The sequence below is a fragment of the Vogesella sp. LIG4 genome, from assembly GCF_900090205.1.
Taxonomy (GTDB): Bacteria; Pseudomonadota; Gammaproteobacteria; order Burkholderiales; family Chromobacteriaceae; genus Vogesella.
This window is the reverse complement of the sequence record NZ_LT607802.1, coordinates 2,437,350-2,455,408: the sequence shown is the minus strand read 5'-3', so window position 1 is coordinate 2,455,408 and position 18,059 is coordinate 2,437,350. Positions and strand designations below refer to the sequence as shown.

Sequence of the window (18,059 nt, the reverse complement as noted above, 5' to 3'; positions counted from 1 at the left end):
AATGCGTAACATGATTATTTTTGCAGCCGGCGCAGGCGCTCCGCCGGGGTAATGATATCGGTCAGGCGGATACCGAACTTGTCGTTCACCACCACCACTTCGCCCTGGGCGATCAGACAGCCGTTCACCAGCACGTCCATCGGCTCGCCGGCCAGGCCATCCAGCTCCACCACCGAGCCCTGCGCCAGTTGCAGCAGGTTGCGGATGGCGATCTTGGTGCGCCCCAGCTCCACGGTCAGCTGTACCGGGATATCCAGGATCATGTCCAGGTTCTGCGGCACCGACTGCGCACCGGCGGCAGCGGAAAAATCCTGGAACAGCGAGGTGGCCGGCTTCACTTCTGCGGCAGTGCTGTCAGCCTGTTCCTGCTCCGCCATGGCGGCGGCCCAGTCATCCATGACATCGTCGCCGCCGCCTTCCATGCCGGCGACGGAATCCGGGTCAAAGCCTTGTTCTTCAGCCATTTTCGTTTTCTCCATTGGGCATGTCGGCCAGGTCGTGCGCGCCGGCCAGAATTTCTTCCACCTTCAACGCGTAGTTGCCCGAAACCGTGCCATAGGTGCAGGACAATACCGGGATTCCCGATACATCCGCCACGATCTTTTCCGGAACGTCCACCATCACGACGTCCCCTTCCTTCAGGTTCAGTATCTGCCCCAGGGTAATCTTGGCCTGGGCCAGCGTTGCCACCAGTTCCACCTCCGCCGCCTGTACCTGGCGCTGCATCAGGTTGACCCAGCGGTTGTCCACCTCGGTACGGTCGGCCTGCATGGTACTGGCCAGCAGGTCGCGCAGCGGCTCCACCATCGAGTACGGCAGGCAGACGTGGAAGTCGCCACCGCCGGCGCCCAGTTCGATGTGGAAAGTCACCGCTACCACCACTTCGGTGGGCGTGGCGATGTTGGCGAACTGGGTGTTCATCTCGGAGCGGATATAGCCGAACTCGATCGGGTACACCGGCTCCCACGCTTTCTGGTACTCGGTGAACACCACTTCCAGCAGTTTCTGGATGATGCGCTGCTCGGTAGGCGTGAAGTCGCGGCCTTCCACCCGCACGTGGAAGCGGCCATCGCTGCCAAACAGGTTGTCCACCACCAGGAACACCAGGTCCGGGTCGAAAATCAGCAGGCCGGTGCCACGCAGCGGCTTGATATGTACCAGGTTGAGGTTGGTGGGCACCACCAGGTTGCGGATGAACTCGCTGTACTTCTGCACCCGCACCGGCCCTACCGAAATTTCGGCATTGCGGCGGATGAAGTTGAAGAAACCGATGCGCAGGTTACGGGCAAAACGCTCGTTGATGATTTCCAGCGTCGGCATGCGGCCACGGACGATACGCTCCTGCCGACCGATGTCGTAGGAGCGTATCGTGCTTCCGTCGCCGGAATCGCCATCATCTTCCTCTTCCCCGGTAACACCGCGCAGTAGCGCGTCTACCTCTTCCTGGGACAGGATCTCGTCGGCCATAGCTCGCTTGCCGTGTTACTGCTGCTGAATGATGAAGGAAGTGAACATCACCCCTTCCACCGGCTCGGTATCGGCGGCGTCCATCGCCTCGTTCATGATGCGCTTGATCTGGGCACGCAGCTTGACCTTGCCATCCGGTGTGGACAGCTCCTGCTCACTCTTGGAAGACAGCAACAGGATGACTGCGCTGCGAATCTTGGGCGTGTAGGCCTTGAAATTGTTCTTGGCCTCTTCGTTGGACAGTTCCGCCTGCATCTCTACCTGCAGCATAGGCGCGGTGGGCCCACCCGTCAGGTTGACGACAAAGGAATCCAGCTTTTCGAAAATCGGCGGACCTTCCTTTTTCTCTTTCTTCGGCTTGGCCTCTTCGGCATGCGCAGCGCTGGCAGATGCAGGAGCATGCGACTGCCCCAGGATCAGATAGGTCGCCAGCCCGCCAATGGCTGCCAGCAGCACCACCAGCAGCACGATGACAATGATCATCAGCTTCTTGTTGCCACCTGCCGGCGCAGCGGCCACGGGGGCCTTGGTTTCTTCCTTCTTTTCAGCCATTTTCTGGTCAACTCGCTAGCGGGAAATCGTTACGTACTATTTTCTCCATTTCCACGCCGGTTGAACAGAGCTGCCTGCGAAAAGCACTTTATATCAGGCGCGAATACTCAGCTGATCCGATGTGCCCACCGCCGCCGCGGCATCCACTGCCCCGGCGCCGGCCAGCATATCGTCCGCCTGCGGGGTGTAGCCATCGCGCTGCTGCTGGCGCTGGCGCCCCTGTTGCTGGCCTTGCCACTGCTGATCCTGCTGGCGGGCAAACTGCTGCTGCGAGCTGACCTCCACGTTGCCCAGCTGGATGCCGGACTGCTCCAGCATCTTGCCCAGCTGCGGCAAGCCGCTGGCCACGATCTCGCGCGCGGCATGGTTGGCCGCAACCACGCTGATCTGCGCCTTGTTTTGCGAATCGAAGCTGATCGAGATATCCAGTGGGCCGAGATGTTCAGGCGTGACTTTAATGCTGGCGGAATCCAGCTTCAGCTGCACCATATTGCTGACCTTGTCGGCAAATGCCTGCCGCCAGGCGCTGCTGTCGCGGGTCATCGGCTGGCTGATTTCCTGCGTGGCCGGGTTGGTCTGCACCGGCTGCGACGCGCTGCCGGCGGCCAGTGCCCCGGCCTGGCCGGCCAGCAGCTTGCCATCCAGAGGCTGGGTGTCGTCGCGCTCCAGGCGGCCTTCGGCGCGGAACATCAGCCGCACATCGTCCGGCAGCACTTCCTTGCCCTTGGCTGCCGCCAGGCCGGAAGACGCTGCCGGTGTGGCGGCCGGCGCACCGGACTGCGCAGCCTGCAAACTGTCGGCCAGTTGCTTCAGCGCCTGCTGCAGCCCCGATGCTCCCGACACAGTGGTCTGTTCGGTAGCCGCCGGTTTCACATCCGCGTGCAGCAGATTGCCCGCCTGGCCGCTCTGCTGCATGGTCAACGGCAATGACTCCAGTTGAGCGGCAATTCCTGCCGCTGCTGGCAATTGCTGCCGTCCGGCATCCTCGGCCGCCGTTGCCGGCTGCGCCGCCGCCATCATGCTCTGCAGCATCTGGGCAAGCGAAGCGGCATCCACCGTGCCCTGGCCGTCACCCGACAGTGTGCTGCTCAGCAGCAGCTTGTCGGCCGCAGCGCCAGACTTGCCATCCGCCAGCAGGCTGTCCAGCTGTGGCAGGCTGCTGCCGTTGGCTGTCATCAGCGGCTGCAGCTGGGTCAGCAGCTGGGAGAACACGCTGTTGTCGTTCGGCTGTGCGCCAGCACCGGCGGCATTACCCGTGGCGGCACTGGCGGCCTGCAGGGTTACGGCAAGACCTTTAGCGGAAGTGATTGCATGGGCCATGGCAGCTCGCCCTCATTGACTGGATGCGCGGATAAAGCAGATTGCGTGCCAGGGCGTTCAGGACTTCTTGATGCGCGCGGCAAACTCGTCCAGCGTCTTTTGCTCGCGACGCTTCTGCCCCAGGGCGGCCCGCTGCTCCTCGCGCTTTTGCAGCACCTCGAAGGATTTGAGCTTGCGCCGCTCCTGCAGCCAGGCCTGCTTTTCCACCATGAAACGTTGCGCGCTCAATTCCACCTGGCCCAGCTGCTGCTCGCGGGCGTCGTCCAGCTTCTGCATGAACAGGCGGTAATCCTGCCACTGCGCTATCGACATGCCGGCCTGCCCGCTCTGCAACATGCGTTGCTGGTAATCGGCAATGAAGCCTTCCAGCTGCTGCAGCATCTGCTGCGCCTGCAGCTGTGCCTGCTGCGCCTTGCGCATGCGCTCGGCCGCCGCGTCCAGGCGGTCGTTGGCAAGGCGTAGCAGCAGGGCGAACTTGCTCATGGCCGATGCTCGTCAGCTCAGCCGGCCAGGGTCTCGCCCAGCAGGTTGCTGCAGGCGGAAAAATCGACATTCTCGTGCATGGACTGGGTCAGGAACGACACCATCTGGCTGTGGCGGCGAATCGCCTCGTCCAGCATCGGGTCCGAGCCCGGCACATAAGCCCCCACGCTGATCAGGTCGCGGCTGCGCTGATAGCGCGAGAACAGTTGCTTGAAGCGCCGCGCCGAATCCATATGCGAGCGGCTGACCACGTCCACCATCACCCGCGAGATGGACTGCTCGATATCGATGGCCGGGTAGTGGCCTGACTCTGCCAGCTCACGCGACAGCACGAAGTGACCATCCAGAATCGCCCGCGCCGAGTCGGCGATCGGATCCTGCTGGTCATCCCCCTCCGACAGCACGGTATAGAAGGCGGTAATCGAACCGCCACCATCCTCGCCGTTGCCGGCGCGTTCGATCAGCTGCGGCAGCTTGGCGAACACCGAAGGCGGGTACCCCTTGCTCACCGGCGGCTCGCCGATGGCCAGTGCGATCTCGCGCTGCGCCATGGCATAACGGGTTACCGAATCCATCAGCAGCAGCACGTCCAGCCCCTGGGCGCGGAAGTATTCCGCCAGCGCGGTGGCGTAGGCAGAGCCATGCAGGCGCATCAGCGGCGGCATGTCGGCCGGCGCCGCCACCACCACCGAGCGCGCCAGCCCTTCCTCACCCAGGATGTTTTCGATGAAGTCCTTCACCTCGCGGCCGCGTTCGCCGATCAGCCCCACCACCACCACGTCGGCGCGGGTGAAGCGCGCCATCATGCCCAGCAGTACCGACTTGCCGACGCCGGAGCCGGCAAACAGGCCCAGACGTTGGCCGCGGCCAACGGTGAGCAGGCCGTTGATGGCCTTGACGCCCACGTCCAGCACGTCGTGCACCGGGGTACGGTGCAAGGGGTTCAGCGGCTGGCTGTACAGCGGAAAATAGGCATCCGGGTACACCGGGCCCTTGCCGTCCAGCGGCCGCCCCAGCGAATCCAGCACCCGCCCCAGCAGGCTGGTGCCTACCGGCACCTGCCGCCCCAGCGGGCCATTGACCTCGGGCTTGACGCCGCTTTGCTGGTAGTCGGGCGGCTGGAACGATACCACCGGCTTCACCGGTGTGCCGGGCAGCAGGCCCTGGATATTGGTCAGCGGCATCAGGAACAAGCGGTCTTCGGCAAAGCCGACCACTTCGGCTTCCACCTGGTGCCCCGGCGCCACCTCCACCGTGCAGGCACTGCCCACCGGCAGGCGCAGGCCGATCGCCTCCATCACCAGGCCGGTGACACGCACCAGCTGGCCCTGCACCTGCCACAGCGGCACCTGGGCCGCCGCCTCGCGGCAGGACTGCAAAAAGCGGCGCTGATCGAGCAGCAGCTCACTCATCCTGCACTCCCAGCGCCCGCCGCAGCAGCTGCAGGCGTTGCGGCAGGCCAAGGTCGATCTTGCGCTGTGGGGTGTCGATCACGCAGCCGCCACGCTCCACAGCCTCGTCCGGCAGCCACTGCCAGCTCACCCCGGGGTAGGCGTTGGCCGCAAAGGCTTCGATAACCTCGATATCGGCCGGATTGGCCCGGATGCGTGCCTGTTGCAGCCCCTGCCCGATCTCCTCCAGCGCCTGCTGCAGCAATGGCAGCATCTGCTCCGGGTCCACCTCAATGCGCGTGGCCACAATGCGCTCGGCCAGCTCCACCGCCAGCACCAGCACATCCGCCGACAGCTCCTCGCCCAGCAGCTGCAGCTGTTGCTCGAACGATTGCTGCATCGCTGCGAGCGGCTGCCAATGCTCGGCAAAACGGGCATTGGCCTCGTTCTGCGCGCTGGTTTCACCAACCGCACGCCCCTGCTGCAAGCCTTCCTGCTGCCCGGCATCGAAGCCGGCCTGCCACGCCTCCTGGTGGATAGCCTCCAGCTCGGCCGCCGTCGGGTAAGCCAGCGGCGCTTCTTCCAGCTCGGCCTCCTCCGCCGGCGCCGCTTCACCCTCTGCAGGCTCCAATGCAGAAACCCCCTGTGCAGGGGGTTCGCTGGTTTCCGGGTCGCTTTCCGGCTGCGGCTGCGCTGCGGCGGGCTGTTCGCCCAACTCGCCAAACTGCCAGGACTTCCACTGCCCCAGCGACTCGGCCGGAATCACATTGTTATTCGACAAGGCCCTCGTCTCCACCCTTGCTTGCTAGCACGATCTGGCCTTCGTCGGCCAGCCTGCGCACGATCTTGAGAATTTCCTTCTGCTCGGCTTCCACTTCCGACAGCTTGACCGGCCCCTTGGATTCCAGGTCGTCGCGCAGCATCTCCGCCGCCCGGCTCGACATATTGCGGAAGATCTTGTCCTTGAGTTCCTGGCTGGTGCCCTTGAGCGCCACCACCAGCGAATCGGACTGCACTTCGCGCAGAATGGTCTGGATGGAACGGTCGTCGATCTCCAGCAGGTTGTCGAACACGAACATCTTGTCCTGGATGCGCTGCGCCAGCTCCGGGTCGTACTCGCGGATATAGGACAGCGCCGAGGCTTCCACGTTGGAGCCCAGGAAGTTGAGGATTTCCGCCGTCATGCCCACGCCGCCGGCCGCGCTCTTCTTGATGCGGTCGGAACCGGACAGCAGCTGGGTCAGCACGTCGTTCAATTCGCGCAATGCCTGCGGCTGCACGCCTTCCAGCGTGGCGGTACGAATCAGCACCTCGTTGCGCAGCCGCTCCGGGAAGTAGGCCAGGATGGCGCTGGACAGGTCCGGGTCCAGGTGCACCATGATGGTGGCGATGATCTGCGGGTGCTCGTTGCGGATCAGGTCGGCGGCGGAGGACGGGTCCATCCACTTCAGGCTTTCGATACCGCTGTGATCGTTGCCCTGCAGGATCTTGTCCAGCAGGTTGGCCGCCTTGTCCGGCCCCAGCGCTTCGATCAGCACGTTGCGCAGGTATTCGTCGGTGGCGCCGAAGTTGGCGCGCGCCGCGTATTCTTCCTCGAACTGGCCAACGACCTTTTCCACTTCCTCGTGGCTGAGGTTGCTGAGCCCCGACATGGCCAGGCTCAGCTTCTGCACCTCTTTCGGCCCCAGGTACTTGAAGACCTCGATGGCCTCGGCCTGCCCCAGGCTGAACAGCAGCACGGAGCTGCGGCGAATACCGGCATCACTCATCGGAAGCAATCCATTCCTTGATGATCTGGGCGGCCATGCGCGGATCGGTTCTTACCAGCTCGCGCGCAGACTGCAGCTTGATATCGTACTGTCGGCGCGACTGGTCTTTCTCTTCGCCGTTGGCGCCACGCTCACCCTCGCCCTCCTCGCCGGCCACCGCCAGCAGGCGGCCACCGGTAGCCGCCATCTCGCCCTCGACCCCTTCCGGCACCACCGGCGCAGGCTTCATCACATCGCGCATGATCGGTCGCACCACGCCAAACAGCAGGTACAGCACGGCAATGCCCAGCAGACCGTACTTGATCAGGTTGGCCGCATTGTCCGACGCATACTCAATCAGCTTGTCCTTGGTGGTGACCGTGGGCACGGTTTCGGCAAAGCTGGCGTTGACCACGTTGACCGAGTCGCCGCGATCCTGATTATAGCCAACCGCTTCCTTAACCAGATTGGTTATCTGCTGGTATTCCTTGGCAGACATCGGCGTCGGCTTGGCTTCGCCGTTGTTGTCCGGCACCATCTTGTAGTTCACCACCACTGCCGCGGTCAGGCGCTTGATATTGCCCTGCGGCAGCTTGGTGTGCTGAATGGTCTTGTCGACTTCGTAGTTGGTGGTGATCTCGCGATGCACCCCGCCGGAAGCATTGTTCATCGGCAGGCCGGACAGGGTGGCGGTACCCGGTGCCGCGCCCGGCGGCAGGGTCAGCGGCGCCGAGGCGGCGCCGGGCGGCTGGTTGCTCATGGCGCCCGGCACGCCGGACGGCAGGCCGGCATCCTTGCCCAGGGTTTCCAGAATCTGCTGGCTGCGGGTAGCGGACGGGTTCGGCGTGGAGTTGGGCCGATAGGTTTCCGAGGTCTGCTCCACCTCGGAGAAATCCACCGTGGCGGTAACCTGCGCCCGGGCATTGCCGTGGCCGAAGATCGGCTCCAGGATGGCCTCGATTCGCTTGGCGTAGTCGCCTTCGATCTGGCGCACGAAAGTCAGCTGGCGGCGGTCCATGCCGGCATTGCCGCCATCCTGCACCGTAGACAGCAGGTTGCCGTCCTGGTCGACCACCGACACATTGCTTACCGGCAGGTTGGGCACCGCACTGGAGACAAGGTGCACGATGCCGGCGATCTGCCCGGCATCCAGAATGCGGCCACCGCGCAGCGTCAGCATCACCGAGGCGGTGGGCAGCTGCTGGTCACGTACGAACACGCTTTGCTTGGGAATGGCCAGGTGCACGCGGGCGCTATCCACCGCGGCGATGGATTCGATGGTGCGCGCCAGCTCGCCCTCGATGGAGCGCTGGTAGTTCACCTGCTCGGCAAACTGGCTGATGCCGAATTTCTGCTTGTCCATCAGCTCGAAACCGACACCGCCGGCCTTGGGCAGACCTTGCGACGCCAGGCGCAGGCGCACGTCGTACACCTTGTCGCTAGGCACCGAGATCAGGCCGCCCTCGCCAAGCTGGTAGGGCACGTTCATCTGCTGCAGCGCAGCCGTGATCTGGCCGCCGTCGGCATCGGCCAGGCCGGTGAACAGTATCTTGTATGCGGGGTCGCGGTTGAATGCCGCCAGGGCAATGGCAATGGACAACACCGCGGCAACCGCGGCGAAGAGCAGGATTTTGCGATTATTGGGAAGTGCATTGAAGCGCGCCGTCATTTCATTGAGGCGCACTCTCCAGGCAGGCGTAGCGTTGTCTACCAGATCAGCCATACAGTGGTGGTTTCGTTATAGGTTTACCGCTGCTGGCAAGCCATCCAGCGGGGCTACACTTGCGTATTCATGATTTCCTGGTAGGCCGAAACCAGTTTGTTTCTAGCCTGCACCATGGTCTGGAAGCTCAGGCTGGCTTTCTGCATGGTCACCATCACGTCCTGGATGTTGACCCCTTGTTCCCCCAGCTCGAAGCGCTTTTGCAGTTCCTGGGAGGTTTGCTGCACCTGGTTGACCTGCTCCAGCGTTGACTGCAGCACCGAAGAAAAGTCCACTTCCGGTGCCGCCGCCGGCGCATCCGCCTGCTTGCCGGCGGCCAGCGCCGACATCGCCTTCAGATCACCCAGCAACTGGTTAATGCCTTGCGTAGACATGTTGGTCTCTACCTGTCTGTTGCCACCTGAATATCAGATGACGTCACCATCTTCTTCCCGGTAGCGCTGCAGCTTGTAGCGCAATGTGCGCTCGCTGATGCCCAGGCGTTCTGCGGCCAACTTCTTGACCCCGCCCACGGCTTCCAGCGCTTCCAGAATATGTCTTTTTTCGATGGACCGCATGTCCATCGCCTGATCCACCGCGCCTGGCTGCTCCAGGGGTTCGGGCAAGGCAGACAACTGCTCCGGCAAGACAGACTGCAGCATGAGGTCAGCGGCAAAAACCGCCGTCCCGGCGGCAAGAATTGCCGCCCGCTGCATCACATTATCTAGCTCGCGGATGTTACCTTCCCAACTATAGGCAGTCAATTCTCGTTCGGCATCCTTGCCAAGTGTCAAATTGGACTTGCCTACCGCGTCGGCATGTTTTTTGAGCAATTTCCGTGCCAGAGGCAGAATATCCTCTGGCCTTCCGGCCAGGCCCGGCAGTTGCAAGGGGAACACATTCAGCCGGAAGTACAGGTCTTCGCGGAAGCGCCCGGCGGCCACCTCGGCCTGGATGTCGCGGTTGCTGGTCGCCAGCACGCGGATATCCAGCTTGATGGTGCGAGTTGCGCCCACCCGCTCCACTTCACGCTCCTGCAGCACACGCAGCAGCTTGGCCTGCAGCGGTAGCGGCATCTCGGTAATCTCGTCCAAGAGGATGGTGCCGCCCTGCGCCTGCTCGAACTTGCCGGGCAGGCTGGCAGTGGCGCCGGTAAAGGCGCCCTTCTCATGGCCGAACAGCGTGGATTCCAGCAGGTTGTCCGGTATCGCTGCGCAGTTCACCGCGATGAAGGGGCCGTCCTGACGCCGCGAGTGCTGATGCATGAAGCGCGCCAGCACCTCCTTGCCGGCGCCGCTGGGGCCGCTGATCAGCACGCTGGCATCACTGGGTGCCACCCGGCTGGCAATGGACAGCAGCTTGCGCATGGCCGGCGATTCCGCCACCAGTGTGTCGGCACTGACTTCCGGCGCATCCAGCACGAAGCGCCCCACCTCGGCGATCAGCTGCTGCGGCTCGAACGGCTTGAGCAGGTAGTGGCTGGCGCCGGCGCGCAGCAGTTCGATGGCGCGCTCGATCACACCGTAGGCGGTCATCAGAATGAAAGGCAGCCCCGGGTAGCGATCCTTGATCTGGAAGAACAGGCTGTAGCCGTCCATCGGCTGCATCTGTGCATCGGAGATCACCAGCCCCACCGGCTCGTGCTGCAGTACCTCCAGCGCCGCCCCGCCATCGGCCGCTTCCACTACCTGGAAGCCGGCCAGCATCAGGGTATCGACCAGCGCCTCGCGCAGATCCAGATCGTCTTCCACCACCAAAACAGGCAAGCGTTTCATTTATTGTTGTATTCCATTTTCGTTACGGCAGCCGTCAGCGGCCGCCGCACAGGGCAATCAGCCGGCTGGCGATGTTCTGCAGCGGCAGCACCTCGTGCACCCCGCCGCTGGCAATGGCCTCCTTGGGCATGCCGAACACCACGCAGCTGGCTTCGTCCTGGGCGATGTTGATGGCACCGGCCTCGCGCAATTCCAGCATGCCGGCGGCACCGTCGCGGCCCATGCCGGTGAGGATCACGCCGATGCAGTGCTTGCCGGCCACGTTGGCCGCAGAGCGGAACAGCACGTCCACCGACGGCTTGTGGCGGTTCACCGGCGGCCCCGGGTGCAGGCAGGCGGCATAGCCGATGCCATTGGTGGATTTGACCAGCAGATGCGAATGGCCGGGCGCGATGTATACCGTGCCGGGGTGCAGCCGCTCGCCGTCCTCCGCCTCCTTGACCCTCAGCCGGCACAGCGAATCCAGCCGGGTGGCGAACGACTTGGTGAACATCTCCGGCATGTGCTGGGTTACCACGATGGGCGGCATGTCCAGCGGCAAGCCGCTCAGCAGCACGCGCAGCGCTTCGGTGCCGCCGGTGGAGGAACCGATGGCGATCAGCGGCAGCTTGCCTACCGAGGCACGCACCGGCTGACGATGCAGGATGACATCCGCCGTATGGCTGGGCGCTACCGTCAGTGGTTGCGCATCATGTTTTTTTGGGGCGTTGTTCATACTGTTTCCGTATCGGCACCCGACCGCTCAGCCGCGCAGGTGCTGCTGCCAGCGTCGGCACCAGGCATCGCAGGCGGCCTCCACCAGGTCCAGCACGTCTTCAAAACCCTGCGGGCCGCCATAGTACGGGTCCGGCACCTCGGCGTCAGCTTCCAGTATCGACAACAGCAGCTGCGGTTCCACTCCCTGCCCGCGGCGCAGCCGTTGCAGATTGGCCAGGTTGTCGCGGTCGGCCGCCAGCACGAAATCGAAGGCGCTGAAATCCGCCGCCTGCACCTGCCGCGCCCGCAACGCGGACAGATCATAGCCGCGCTGGGCGGCGGCGGCCACGCTGCGCGGGTCTGGCGCGCGGCCGATGTGGTAGTCGTGGGTGCCGGCGGAATCCACCTCGATGCGATCCTGCAGACCGTATGCGGCCAACCTGGCGCGCAACACGCCTTCCATGGTTGGCGAACGGCAGATATTGCCCATGCACACCATCAATATTCGCAGCTTGCCTTGCATGTTTCCCCCTTGGCCGGCCTTACAGGTCGCTCAGCCAGGCTTGTTCCTTGAGTACCTTCAGCTCGTCGCGCAGTTTGGCGGCCTGCTCGAACTCCAGGTTGCGCGCTGCTTCCAGCATGGCTTTTTCCAGCCGCTTGATTTCCTTGGCCAGCGCCTTTTCGTCCATCATCGCCACGCGCGCGGTTTCGGTCAGCTTCTGCCGCTCCTGCGCCTTGTCGTGGTAGACGCCGTCGATGATGTCCTTGATCTTCTTGCTCACGCCCTGCGGCACGATGCCGTGCTCGGCGTTGAACGCCAGCTGCTTGGCGCGACGGCGCTCGGTTTCGTCGATGGCGCGCTGCATGGAGTTGGTCACCCGGTCGGCATACAGCAGCGCCTTGCCATTGAGGTTGCGCGCCGCGCGGCCTATGGTCTGGATCAGGCTGCGCTCGCTGCGCAGGAAGCCTTCCTTGTCGGCATCCAGGATCGCCACCAGGCTCACCTCCGGAATGTCCAGGCCCTCGCGCAACAGGTTGATGCCGATCAGCACGTCGAACATGCCCAGGCGCAGGTCGCGGATGATTTCCACCCGCTCCACGGTATCGATATCGGAGTGCAGGTAGCGCACCTTCACGCCGTGTTCGGTGTAGTAGTCGGCCAGCTGCTCCGCCATGCGCTTGGTCAGCGTGGTCACCAATATCCGCTCGCCCTGGCCGATGCGCAGCTGGATCTCGGACAGCAGGTCGTCCACCTGGGTGGATACCGGGCGGATCTCGATCACCGGGTCCACCAGGCCGGTTGGCCGCACCACCTGCTCCACCACCTGGCCAGCGTGCTGGTGCTCGTAGTCGGATGGCGTGGCGGACACGAACACCGCCTGCGGCATCAGTCTTTCGAATTCATGGAATTTCAGTGGCCGGTTGTCCACCGCCGACGGCAGGCGGAAGCCGTAATCCACCAGGTTCTGCTTGCGCGCCGCGTCGCCCTTGTACATGGCGCCCACCTGCGGCACGGTGACGTGGCTCTCGTCGATGAACATCAGCGCGTTCTTGGGCAGGTAGTCGATCAGCGTCGGCGGCGCCTCGCCCGGCGCGCGGCCGGAAAAGTGCCGCGAGTAGTTCTCGATGCCCTTGCAGAAGCCCATCTCGTACAGCATTTCCAGGTCGAAACGGGTGCGCTGTTCAATGCGCTGCGCCTCCACCAGCTTGCCTTCCTTGTGGTACCACTCGATGCGCTCGCGCAGCTCGTCCTTGATCTTGTCGCAGGCGCGCAGCACGGTGTCGCGCGGCGTCACGTAGTGGCTGCCCGGGTACACGGTGAAGCGGCCCACCCGCTGCTTGGTGACGCCGGTGAGCGGGTCGAACAGGGTGAGCGTTTCCACCTCGTCGTCGAACAGGCTGACGCGCAGCGCGGTGTCGTTGCTTTCCGCCGGGAAGATGTCGATCACGTCGCCGCGCACGCGGAAGGTGCCGCGGGCGAAGTCCATGTCGTTGCGGTCGTACTGCATCGCCGTCAGCCGGCTGATGATCTCGCGCTGCGGCGTGGTCTCGCCTTCCTTCAGGTGCAGGATCATCTGATGGTATTCGGACGGGTCGCCGATACCGTAGATGGCGGACACGGTGGCCACGATCACGCAGTCGGGCCGCTCCAGAATGCTCTTGGTGGCCGACAGCCGCATCTGCTCGATGTGCTCGTTGATGCTGGAATCCTTTTCGATGAAAAGATCCCGGCTCGGCACATAGGCTTCCGGCTGGTAATAATCGTAGTAGGAGACGAAATACTCGACGGCATTCTCGGGAAAGAACTCGCGCATCTCGCTGTACAGCTGTGCGGCCAACGTTTTGTTGTGCGCCATGATGATGGCCGGCCGACCAGTCTGCGCGATGACATTGGCCATGGTATACGTCTTGCCGGAACCGGTAACGCCCAGCAAGGTCTGGTAGCTCAGTCCATCGGACAAGCCTTCGACCAGACCGGCGATGGCGGTGGGCTGATCGCCGGCGGGCGGAAAAGGCTGGTGCAGCCGGAACGGGCTGCCGGGATAAGTCACTACCATGGTTTCTCACTCGTATGTCACGCGGATTGTAGCTGAAAACCGCGCCAGTCATGGCCGGCGGAACAATTTCTCCCGCACAACTGCTTTATTTCAATTTAAAATTGGAATATCGAATCACAAACAAGCACGCATCTGGAGCCCTATCATGATGCTAAGAACTTTGGCCATGCTGATTTGCCTGGCCGGCGCACCGCTGGTGGCTGACGCCTCGCAAAAAGTCAGCCTTGCGGCCACGACCTCCGGCCCTCGCCTGAGCTCGCACTCGGTAGCCGTGGTTGACGCCGAATCCGGCCAACTGGTTTACGAAAAAAACGCCAACCAGATACAGCCGTTTGCCTCCATCACCAAGCTGATGACCGCCATGGTGACGCTGGATGCCAACCTGCCGCTGGATGACAGCATCACCATCAGCGACGACGAGGTTGACCGCATCAAGCGTACCACTTCTCGCCTGGCCGTCGGCTCCACGCTGAGCCGCCATGAAATGCTGCTGCTGGCACTGATGTCGTCGGAAAACCGTGCCGCCGCCTCGCTGGCTCGCACCTACCCGGGTGGCAAGGCAGCCTTCATCGCCCAGATGAACCGCAAGGCCAAGTCTCTGGGCATGCACAATACCGAATTCCATGACGCCACCGGCCTGGACGTGCGCAACACTTCCACCGCCATGGACCTGGTACGCATGGTGAAAGCGGCCTACAACTACCCGCTGATCCGCCAGTTCACCACCACCGCGGAATACGATGCCCACCCGCGCGGCAACCGCGTGCTGCACTACAAGAACAGCAACCCGCTGGTGCGCGAGGGCGTATGGGACATCGCCCTGTCCAAGACCGGCTACATCGAAGAAGCCGGCCGCTGCCTGGTAATGCAGACCATGGTGGGCAGCCAGCGCATGATCATGGTACTGCTGGACGCCAACGGCTCCGCCGCCCGCGTGAACGACGCCAAGTCGATCAAGACCTGGCTGGAAGCGCACCCCAATACCTGGCTGTCCGGCTAAGCATAGTTGGCCGCATGCAAATGGCCGCCCTCGGGCGGCCATTTTGTTTGGCTGACGAGCGTCAATTGGGGCGCAAGGGGAAACGCACCCAATCGCCCACCTGCACCTTCTGGCTGCTGCTGCGCAGCCGGGCCATGGCCAGCCGTGGCTGCACCTGCTCCACTTCCAGATCGCCCACTACCTGCTCCGGCACCCCCAGCACACTGCCATCCAGCCGCTTCACCTCGCTGTTGGGGCGCGGCTTGTACAGCAGCAGGCGATCGCGCACCGCCAGGCCATCCAGTGCGCCGGCCGACAGGTAGATGCGGTCGCCTTCCACCCGCACCACGCGGCTGCTGAACGGCAGGCACTGCATGGTGTCGTGCAGCTTGCCGGCAATCGCCGTCAGCGTCTGGTCCAGCAGCCGGCCGTAGTCCGATTTGGCCAGCGTGCCGGTATCGAACAGGTGCATGGAATCCACAGCGACATTGCCGCGCGCCTCGCGCGTCACCTGCTCGCGCAGCAGCACGCCGCCGCTTAGCGCATCGTACAGCCAGTATTCCACTACCAGCCGCCGCTCCACCGGTACCTGCTTGATGGAGAAGCCCAGCAGGCCGGACATCGGCCCGGTGTAGTACATGCCCTGCTCGGCCTCGTTGGTGTGATCGAACAGGATGGGCCGCGGCTCGCGGCGGGTGACGCTGGTATCCAGAATGCGCCCGGCCAGCACGAACTGCACGCCTTCACGGTTGCCGATGTCGCGCACGGTATCGGCCGCCTGCATCGGCTCCTGAACCTTGCCGTCCGGGAACAGCGACATATTGCCGGCATCCAGCGCCTGCACGTCGCGCTGCTGGTTCAGCCGGCGCACCAGCTCGGCAGGGAACCAGCTGGCCATGCTGCCCAGGTCACCGGCCTGCATCGGCTGCTGCAGCGGGAAGTAGCTGGCCAGCAGGCGCCGCGCCAGGAAGCGCCCCGGCGGCAGCGCCGCGCGCTGGCACGATGCCGCCGCCACACCGCCCTCGTTCGGCGCCGGCGCCGCCGTATTGCCCGGCGGGTCGGTATCGTGTTCCACGGTGACGATCAGCATGCCGGCACGCTGGGTTTCGCTGATCACCCGCGTCTTGCCCGGCAGGCTTACCGGGCCCACCATCAGGCTTTCCGCCGTTACCGCGCCGTTGTTCACCTCGCTGCTGCCCTGCAGCGCCCCCTGGTGGGTGATGGCGATCTGGCGCAGCGCGTCCTCGATGGCTGCCTGGCGCGCGGCCACGCGGCCAACCTCCAGCGAAGCCATGCCCTCGGCACGGTAGATTTCCGCCATCGCAGGCAGTGCCAGCAAAACAAACGCCGCCCCGAAGGCGGCGCGTAACAGACTGGATGTTTGCATCATTTCTCAGTGCGAAACGTAGAAGTCTCCACCGTAGACGCAGCCGCTCTCGGTACAGCCGAGCTTGCTGCCATCGTTGGCCGGCAGCACGCGGGCGGCGGTGGCTACGTTGCCGGTGGTCGCCAGAGCCGTACGGTAAGCCTTGAAGAAGCCTTCGTCCAGCACCACTTCGGCAATGCTCTCGCTGCTGCCGTCCGGCTTGAAGTCGGTGGACAGCAGGCGCACCCCGCGCAGGTAGGCATCCACGTACACGCGGAAGCTGTCATTGGTGGCCACCAGGTTGCCCACCGCGCTATTGCCGGACAGTTTGAAGCCCTGCACCTGTTCCGCCATCGCACGGTAGGCGTCCAGCTGGGCAGCACGCATGGCCAGCAGGCGGCGCTGCACCAGCGACAGATCCTTGCCTACCGGTGGCGCGCCATGGCCCACCACGCGCACGCGCAGCGCATTGTATTGCTCCGGCTTGGGGCTGCCGGACTCGGCCAGCGGGCCGGCATAGCCGCCGCCCAGCATGATGCCGTTCTGGGTCATGGTCGGCTGGCGGGCAATACCCGCCTGCTCGCTGCTGCCGGCGGCAACCGGCGTTTCGTCCACACTGGCCGGCGGGTTGGCCGCAGGCGCCGAAGCCACAACCATCCATTGCTGGCCGGCCGGGGTGTCTGACGTGGCAGCGCAGGCGCTCAGCGCCGCAACGGCCAGCAGGCCGGGAATCAGTCGGGTAAGGTTCATGGTATTGCTCCGCTTCTATTCATATCCTTGTACAGCGTGTCAGCTTTATCGGCTATCCGGCTTAAAGCTTGAGGATATTTACAAGCTGGCACTTCAAGACCGGCCCGGCCGCCGCACAGGCCGCGCTGCCGGCAAACGGCGGCCATGCTACACTGCCGGCCGTCATTTCCCACACGGAACGCGAGCATGAAAAAACTGCTGTCTTCCCTGCTGCTGATGCTGCCGCTGGCGGCACTGGCCGCCCCGAGCGTCGAACTGAGCACCAACAAGGGCCCGATCACCATCGAACTGGACCCGGCGCATGCTCCCAAGACGGTGGAGAACTTCATTGCCTACGTGAAAGCCGGCCACTATAACGGAACGCTGTTCCATCGCGTGATCGACGGCTTCATGATCCAGGGCGGCGGCTTCACCGCGCAGAACAGCAGCCTGGTGGAAAAAGCCACCCGCGCGCCGATCGCCAACGAGGCCGACAACGGCCTGAAGAACGTGATTGGCACCATTGCCATGGCACGTACCTTCAACCCCAATTCGGCCACCGCGCAGTTCTACATCAACGTGGCCAACAACGACTTCCTCAACTTCCGCAGCAAGACACCGGAAGGCTGGGGCTACGCCGTGTTCGGCAAGGTTAGCGCCGGCATGGATGTGGTGAACCGCATCGCCAAGGTACGCACCGGCTTTGTCTCCGGCATGCCGGATGTACCGCTGGAGCCGGTGATCATCACCAAGGCCACCTATAAACCCTGAGCAAAACCAAGGATTACCCCATGATCAAGCTGACGACCAATTTCGGTGACATCGTTCTGGAAATGTTTGCCGACAAGGCCCCGAAAACCGTGGCCAACTTCGAGCAGTACGTGCTGGACGGCCACTACAACGGCACCATCTTCCACCGCGTCATCAACGGTTTCATGATCCAGGGCGGCGGCTTTACCGCCGACATGGAACAGAAGGACACCCGCGACACCATCAAGAACGAAGCCAACAACGGTGTGTCCAACAAGACTTACACCATCGCCATGGCCCGCACCCCGGACCCGCACTCCGCCAGCGCGCAGTTCTTCATCAACGTTGCCGACAACGACTTCCTGGACTTCCGCACCGAGAGCATGCAGGGCTGGGGCTACTGCGTATTCGGCCAGGTAGTACAAGGCCAGGACGTGGTTGACCGCATCAAGACCGTGGCCACCGGCCGTGCCGGCGGCCACCAGGACGTGCCGCTGGATGCGGTGGTGATCGAGAAGGCCGAGATCATCCAGGGCTGATCCC

The 18,059-nt window shown here is 63.7% G+C and carries 19 protein-coding genes; 3 read left to right on the top strand and 16 right to left on the bottom strand.

The window, feature by feature from the left end; all coding sequences use genetic code 11:
* Positions 1 to 14 precede the first annotated feature (14 nt).
* The 14 genes from fliN to uvrB all read right to left on the bottom strand — a co-directional run bounded on the left by fliN (position 15) and on the right by uvrB (position 13,692).
* The gene (gene fliN / locus PSELUDRAFT_RS11600) at positions 15 to 422 is read right to left on the bottom strand and encodes a flagellar motor switch protein FliN (protein ID WP_088968476.1); all 408 of its coding nucleotides are present in this window, start codon (positions 420 to 422) and stop codon (positions 15 to 17) included.
* A 34-nt stretch (positions 423 to 456) separates the two neighbouring features.
* Entirely contained in the window at positions 457 to 1,467 is a 1,011-nt protein-coding gene (fliM, locus tag PSELUDRAFT_RS11595; protein ID WP_088966994.1) for a flagellar motor switch protein FliM, read from the bottom strand.
* 15 nt (positions 1,468 to 1,482) lie between these two features.
* Positions 1,483 to 2,019 (bottom strand): flagellar basal body-associated protein FliL, encoded by a 537-nt coding sequence (gene fliL / locus PSELUDRAFT_RS11590; protein ID WP_088966993.1) that lies wholly within the window; start codon positions 2,017 to 2,019, stop codon positions 1,483 to 1,485.
* A gap of 93 nt (positions 2,020 to 2,112) precedes the next feature.
* Entirely contained in the window at positions 2,113 to 3,339 is a 1,227-nt protein-coding gene (locus PSELUDRAFT_RS11585) for a flagellar hook-length control protein FliK (RefSeq protein WP_088966992.1), read from the bottom strand.
* Positions 3,340 to 3,396: 57 nt separating this feature from the next.
* Complete coding sequence (gene fliJ / locus PSELUDRAFT_RS11580) at positions 3,397 to 3,822, bottom strand: flagellar export protein FliJ (protein WP_088966991.1); 426 nt, start codon at positions 3,820 to 3,822, stop codon at positions 3,397 to 3,399.
* Between the two features lie 17 nt (positions 3,823 to 3,839).
* Positions 3,840 to 5,234, bottom strand: a complete 1,395-nt coding sequence (gene fliI, locus PSELUDRAFT_RS11575) for a flagellar protein export ATPase FliI (protein WP_088966990.1) — start codon at positions 5,232 to 5,234, stop codon at positions 3,840 to 3,842.
* A complete protein-coding gene (locus tag PSELUDRAFT_RS11570) occupies positions 5,227 to 5,994 on the bottom strand; it encodes a FliH/SctL family protein (protein WP_157725100.1) in 768 nt (255 codons plus the stop codon). The genes fliI and PSELUDRAFT_RS11570 overlap by 8 nt, the downstream gene beginning before the upstream one ends.
* The gene (gene fliG / locus PSELUDRAFT_RS11565; protein WP_088966988.1) at positions 5,984 to 6,982 is read right to left on the bottom strand and encodes a flagellar motor switch protein FliG; all 999 of its coding nucleotides are present in this window, start codon (positions 6,980 to 6,982) and stop codon (positions 5,984 to 5,986) included. The genes PSELUDRAFT_RS11570 and fliG overlap by 11 nt, the downstream gene beginning before the upstream one ends.
* On the bottom strand, positions 6,975 to 8,684 hold the full coding sequence (gene fliF / locus PSELUDRAFT_RS11560) for a flagellar basal-body MS-ring/collar protein FliF (protein WP_088966987.1): 1,710 nt from the start codon (positions 8,682 to 8,684) through the stop codon (positions 6,975 to 6,977). The genes fliG and fliF overlap by 8 nt, the downstream gene beginning before the upstream one ends.
* Before the next feature lie 53 nt (positions 8,685 to 8,737).
* Entirely contained in the window at positions 8,738 to 9,058 is a 321-nt protein-coding gene (fliE, locus tag PSELUDRAFT_RS11555; protein ID WP_088966986.1) for a flagellar hook-basal body complex protein FliE, read from the bottom strand.
* A gap of 33 nt (positions 9,059 to 9,091) precedes the next feature.
* Positions 9,092 to 10,438, bottom strand: a complete 1,347-nt coding sequence (locus PSELUDRAFT_RS11550; protein WP_088966985.1) for a sigma-54 dependent transcriptional regulator — start codon at positions 10,436 to 10,438, stop codon at positions 9,092 to 9,094.
* A 34-nt stretch (positions 10,439 to 10,472) separates the two neighbouring features.
* Positions 10,473 to 11,153 carry a chemotaxis protein CheB gene (locus tag PSELUDRAFT_RS11545; protein WP_088966984.1) on the bottom strand — a complete coding sequence of 227 codons (681 nt, stop codon included), beginning with the start codon at positions 11,151 to 11,153 and terminating at the stop codon, positions 10,473 to 10,475.
* A gap of 27 nt (positions 11,154 to 11,180) precedes the next feature.
* Positions 11,181 to 11,657, bottom strand: a complete 477-nt coding sequence (locus PSELUDRAFT_RS11540; RefSeq protein WP_231895205.1) for a low molecular weight protein-tyrosine-phosphatase — start codon at positions 11,655 to 11,657, stop codon at positions 11,181 to 11,183.
* A 19-nt stretch (positions 11,658 to 11,676) separates the two neighbouring features.
* Positions 11,677 to 13,692: an excinuclease ABC subunit UvrB gene (gene uvrB / locus PSELUDRAFT_RS11535; protein ID WP_088966982.1), complete on the bottom strand. Its 2,016-nt coding sequence runs from the start codon at positions 13,690 to 13,692 to the stop codon at positions 11,677 to 11,679.
* Positions 13,693 to 13,837: 145 nt separating this feature from the next.
* Here uvrB and pbpG point away from each other — a divergent pair, with 145 nt between their 5' ends.
* Positions 13,838 to 14,692: a D-alanyl-D-alanine endopeptidase gene (gene pbpG, locus PSELUDRAFT_RS11530; protein WP_088966981.1), complete on the top strand. Its 855-nt coding sequence runs from the start codon at positions 13,838 to 13,840 to the stop codon at positions 14,690 to 14,692.
* A gap of 61 nt (positions 14,693 to 14,753) precedes the next feature.
* Here pbpG and PSELUDRAFT_RS11525 read toward each other — a convergent pair whose 3' ends face one another.
* Both PSELUDRAFT_RS11525 and PSELUDRAFT_RS11520 read right to left on the bottom strand, forming a co-directional pair.
* Positions 14,754 to 16,058 (bottom strand): flagella assembly protein FlgT middle domain-containing protein, encoded by a 1,305-nt coding sequence (locus PSELUDRAFT_RS11525; RefSeq protein WP_162291255.1) that lies wholly within the window; start codon positions 16,056 to 16,058, stop codon positions 14,754 to 14,756.
* Positions 16,059 to 16,064: 6 nt separating this feature from the next.
* Positions 16,065 to 16,787: an LPP20 family lipoprotein gene (locus PSELUDRAFT_RS11520; protein ID WP_088966979.1), complete on the bottom strand. Its 723-nt coding sequence runs from the start codon at positions 16,785 to 16,787 to the stop codon at positions 16,065 to 16,067.
* A 186-nt stretch (positions 16,788 to 16,973) separates the two neighbouring features.
* Between PSELUDRAFT_RS11520 and PSELUDRAFT_RS11515 the strand changes: the two genes are divergently transcribed.
* Positions 16,974 to 17,537 carry a peptidylprolyl isomerase gene (locus tag PSELUDRAFT_RS11515; protein ID WP_088966978.1) on the top strand — a complete coding sequence of 188 codons (564 nt, stop codon included), beginning with the start codon at positions 16,974 to 16,976 and terminating at the stop codon, positions 17,535 to 17,537.
* 20 nt (positions 17,538 to 17,557) lie between these two features.
* A complete protein-coding gene (locus PSELUDRAFT_RS11510; RefSeq protein WP_088966977.1) occupies positions 17,558 to 18,055 on the top strand; it encodes a peptidylprolyl isomerase in 498 nt (165 codons plus the stop codon).
* The last annotated feature ends 4 nt before the right edge of the window (positions 18,056 to 18,059 follow it).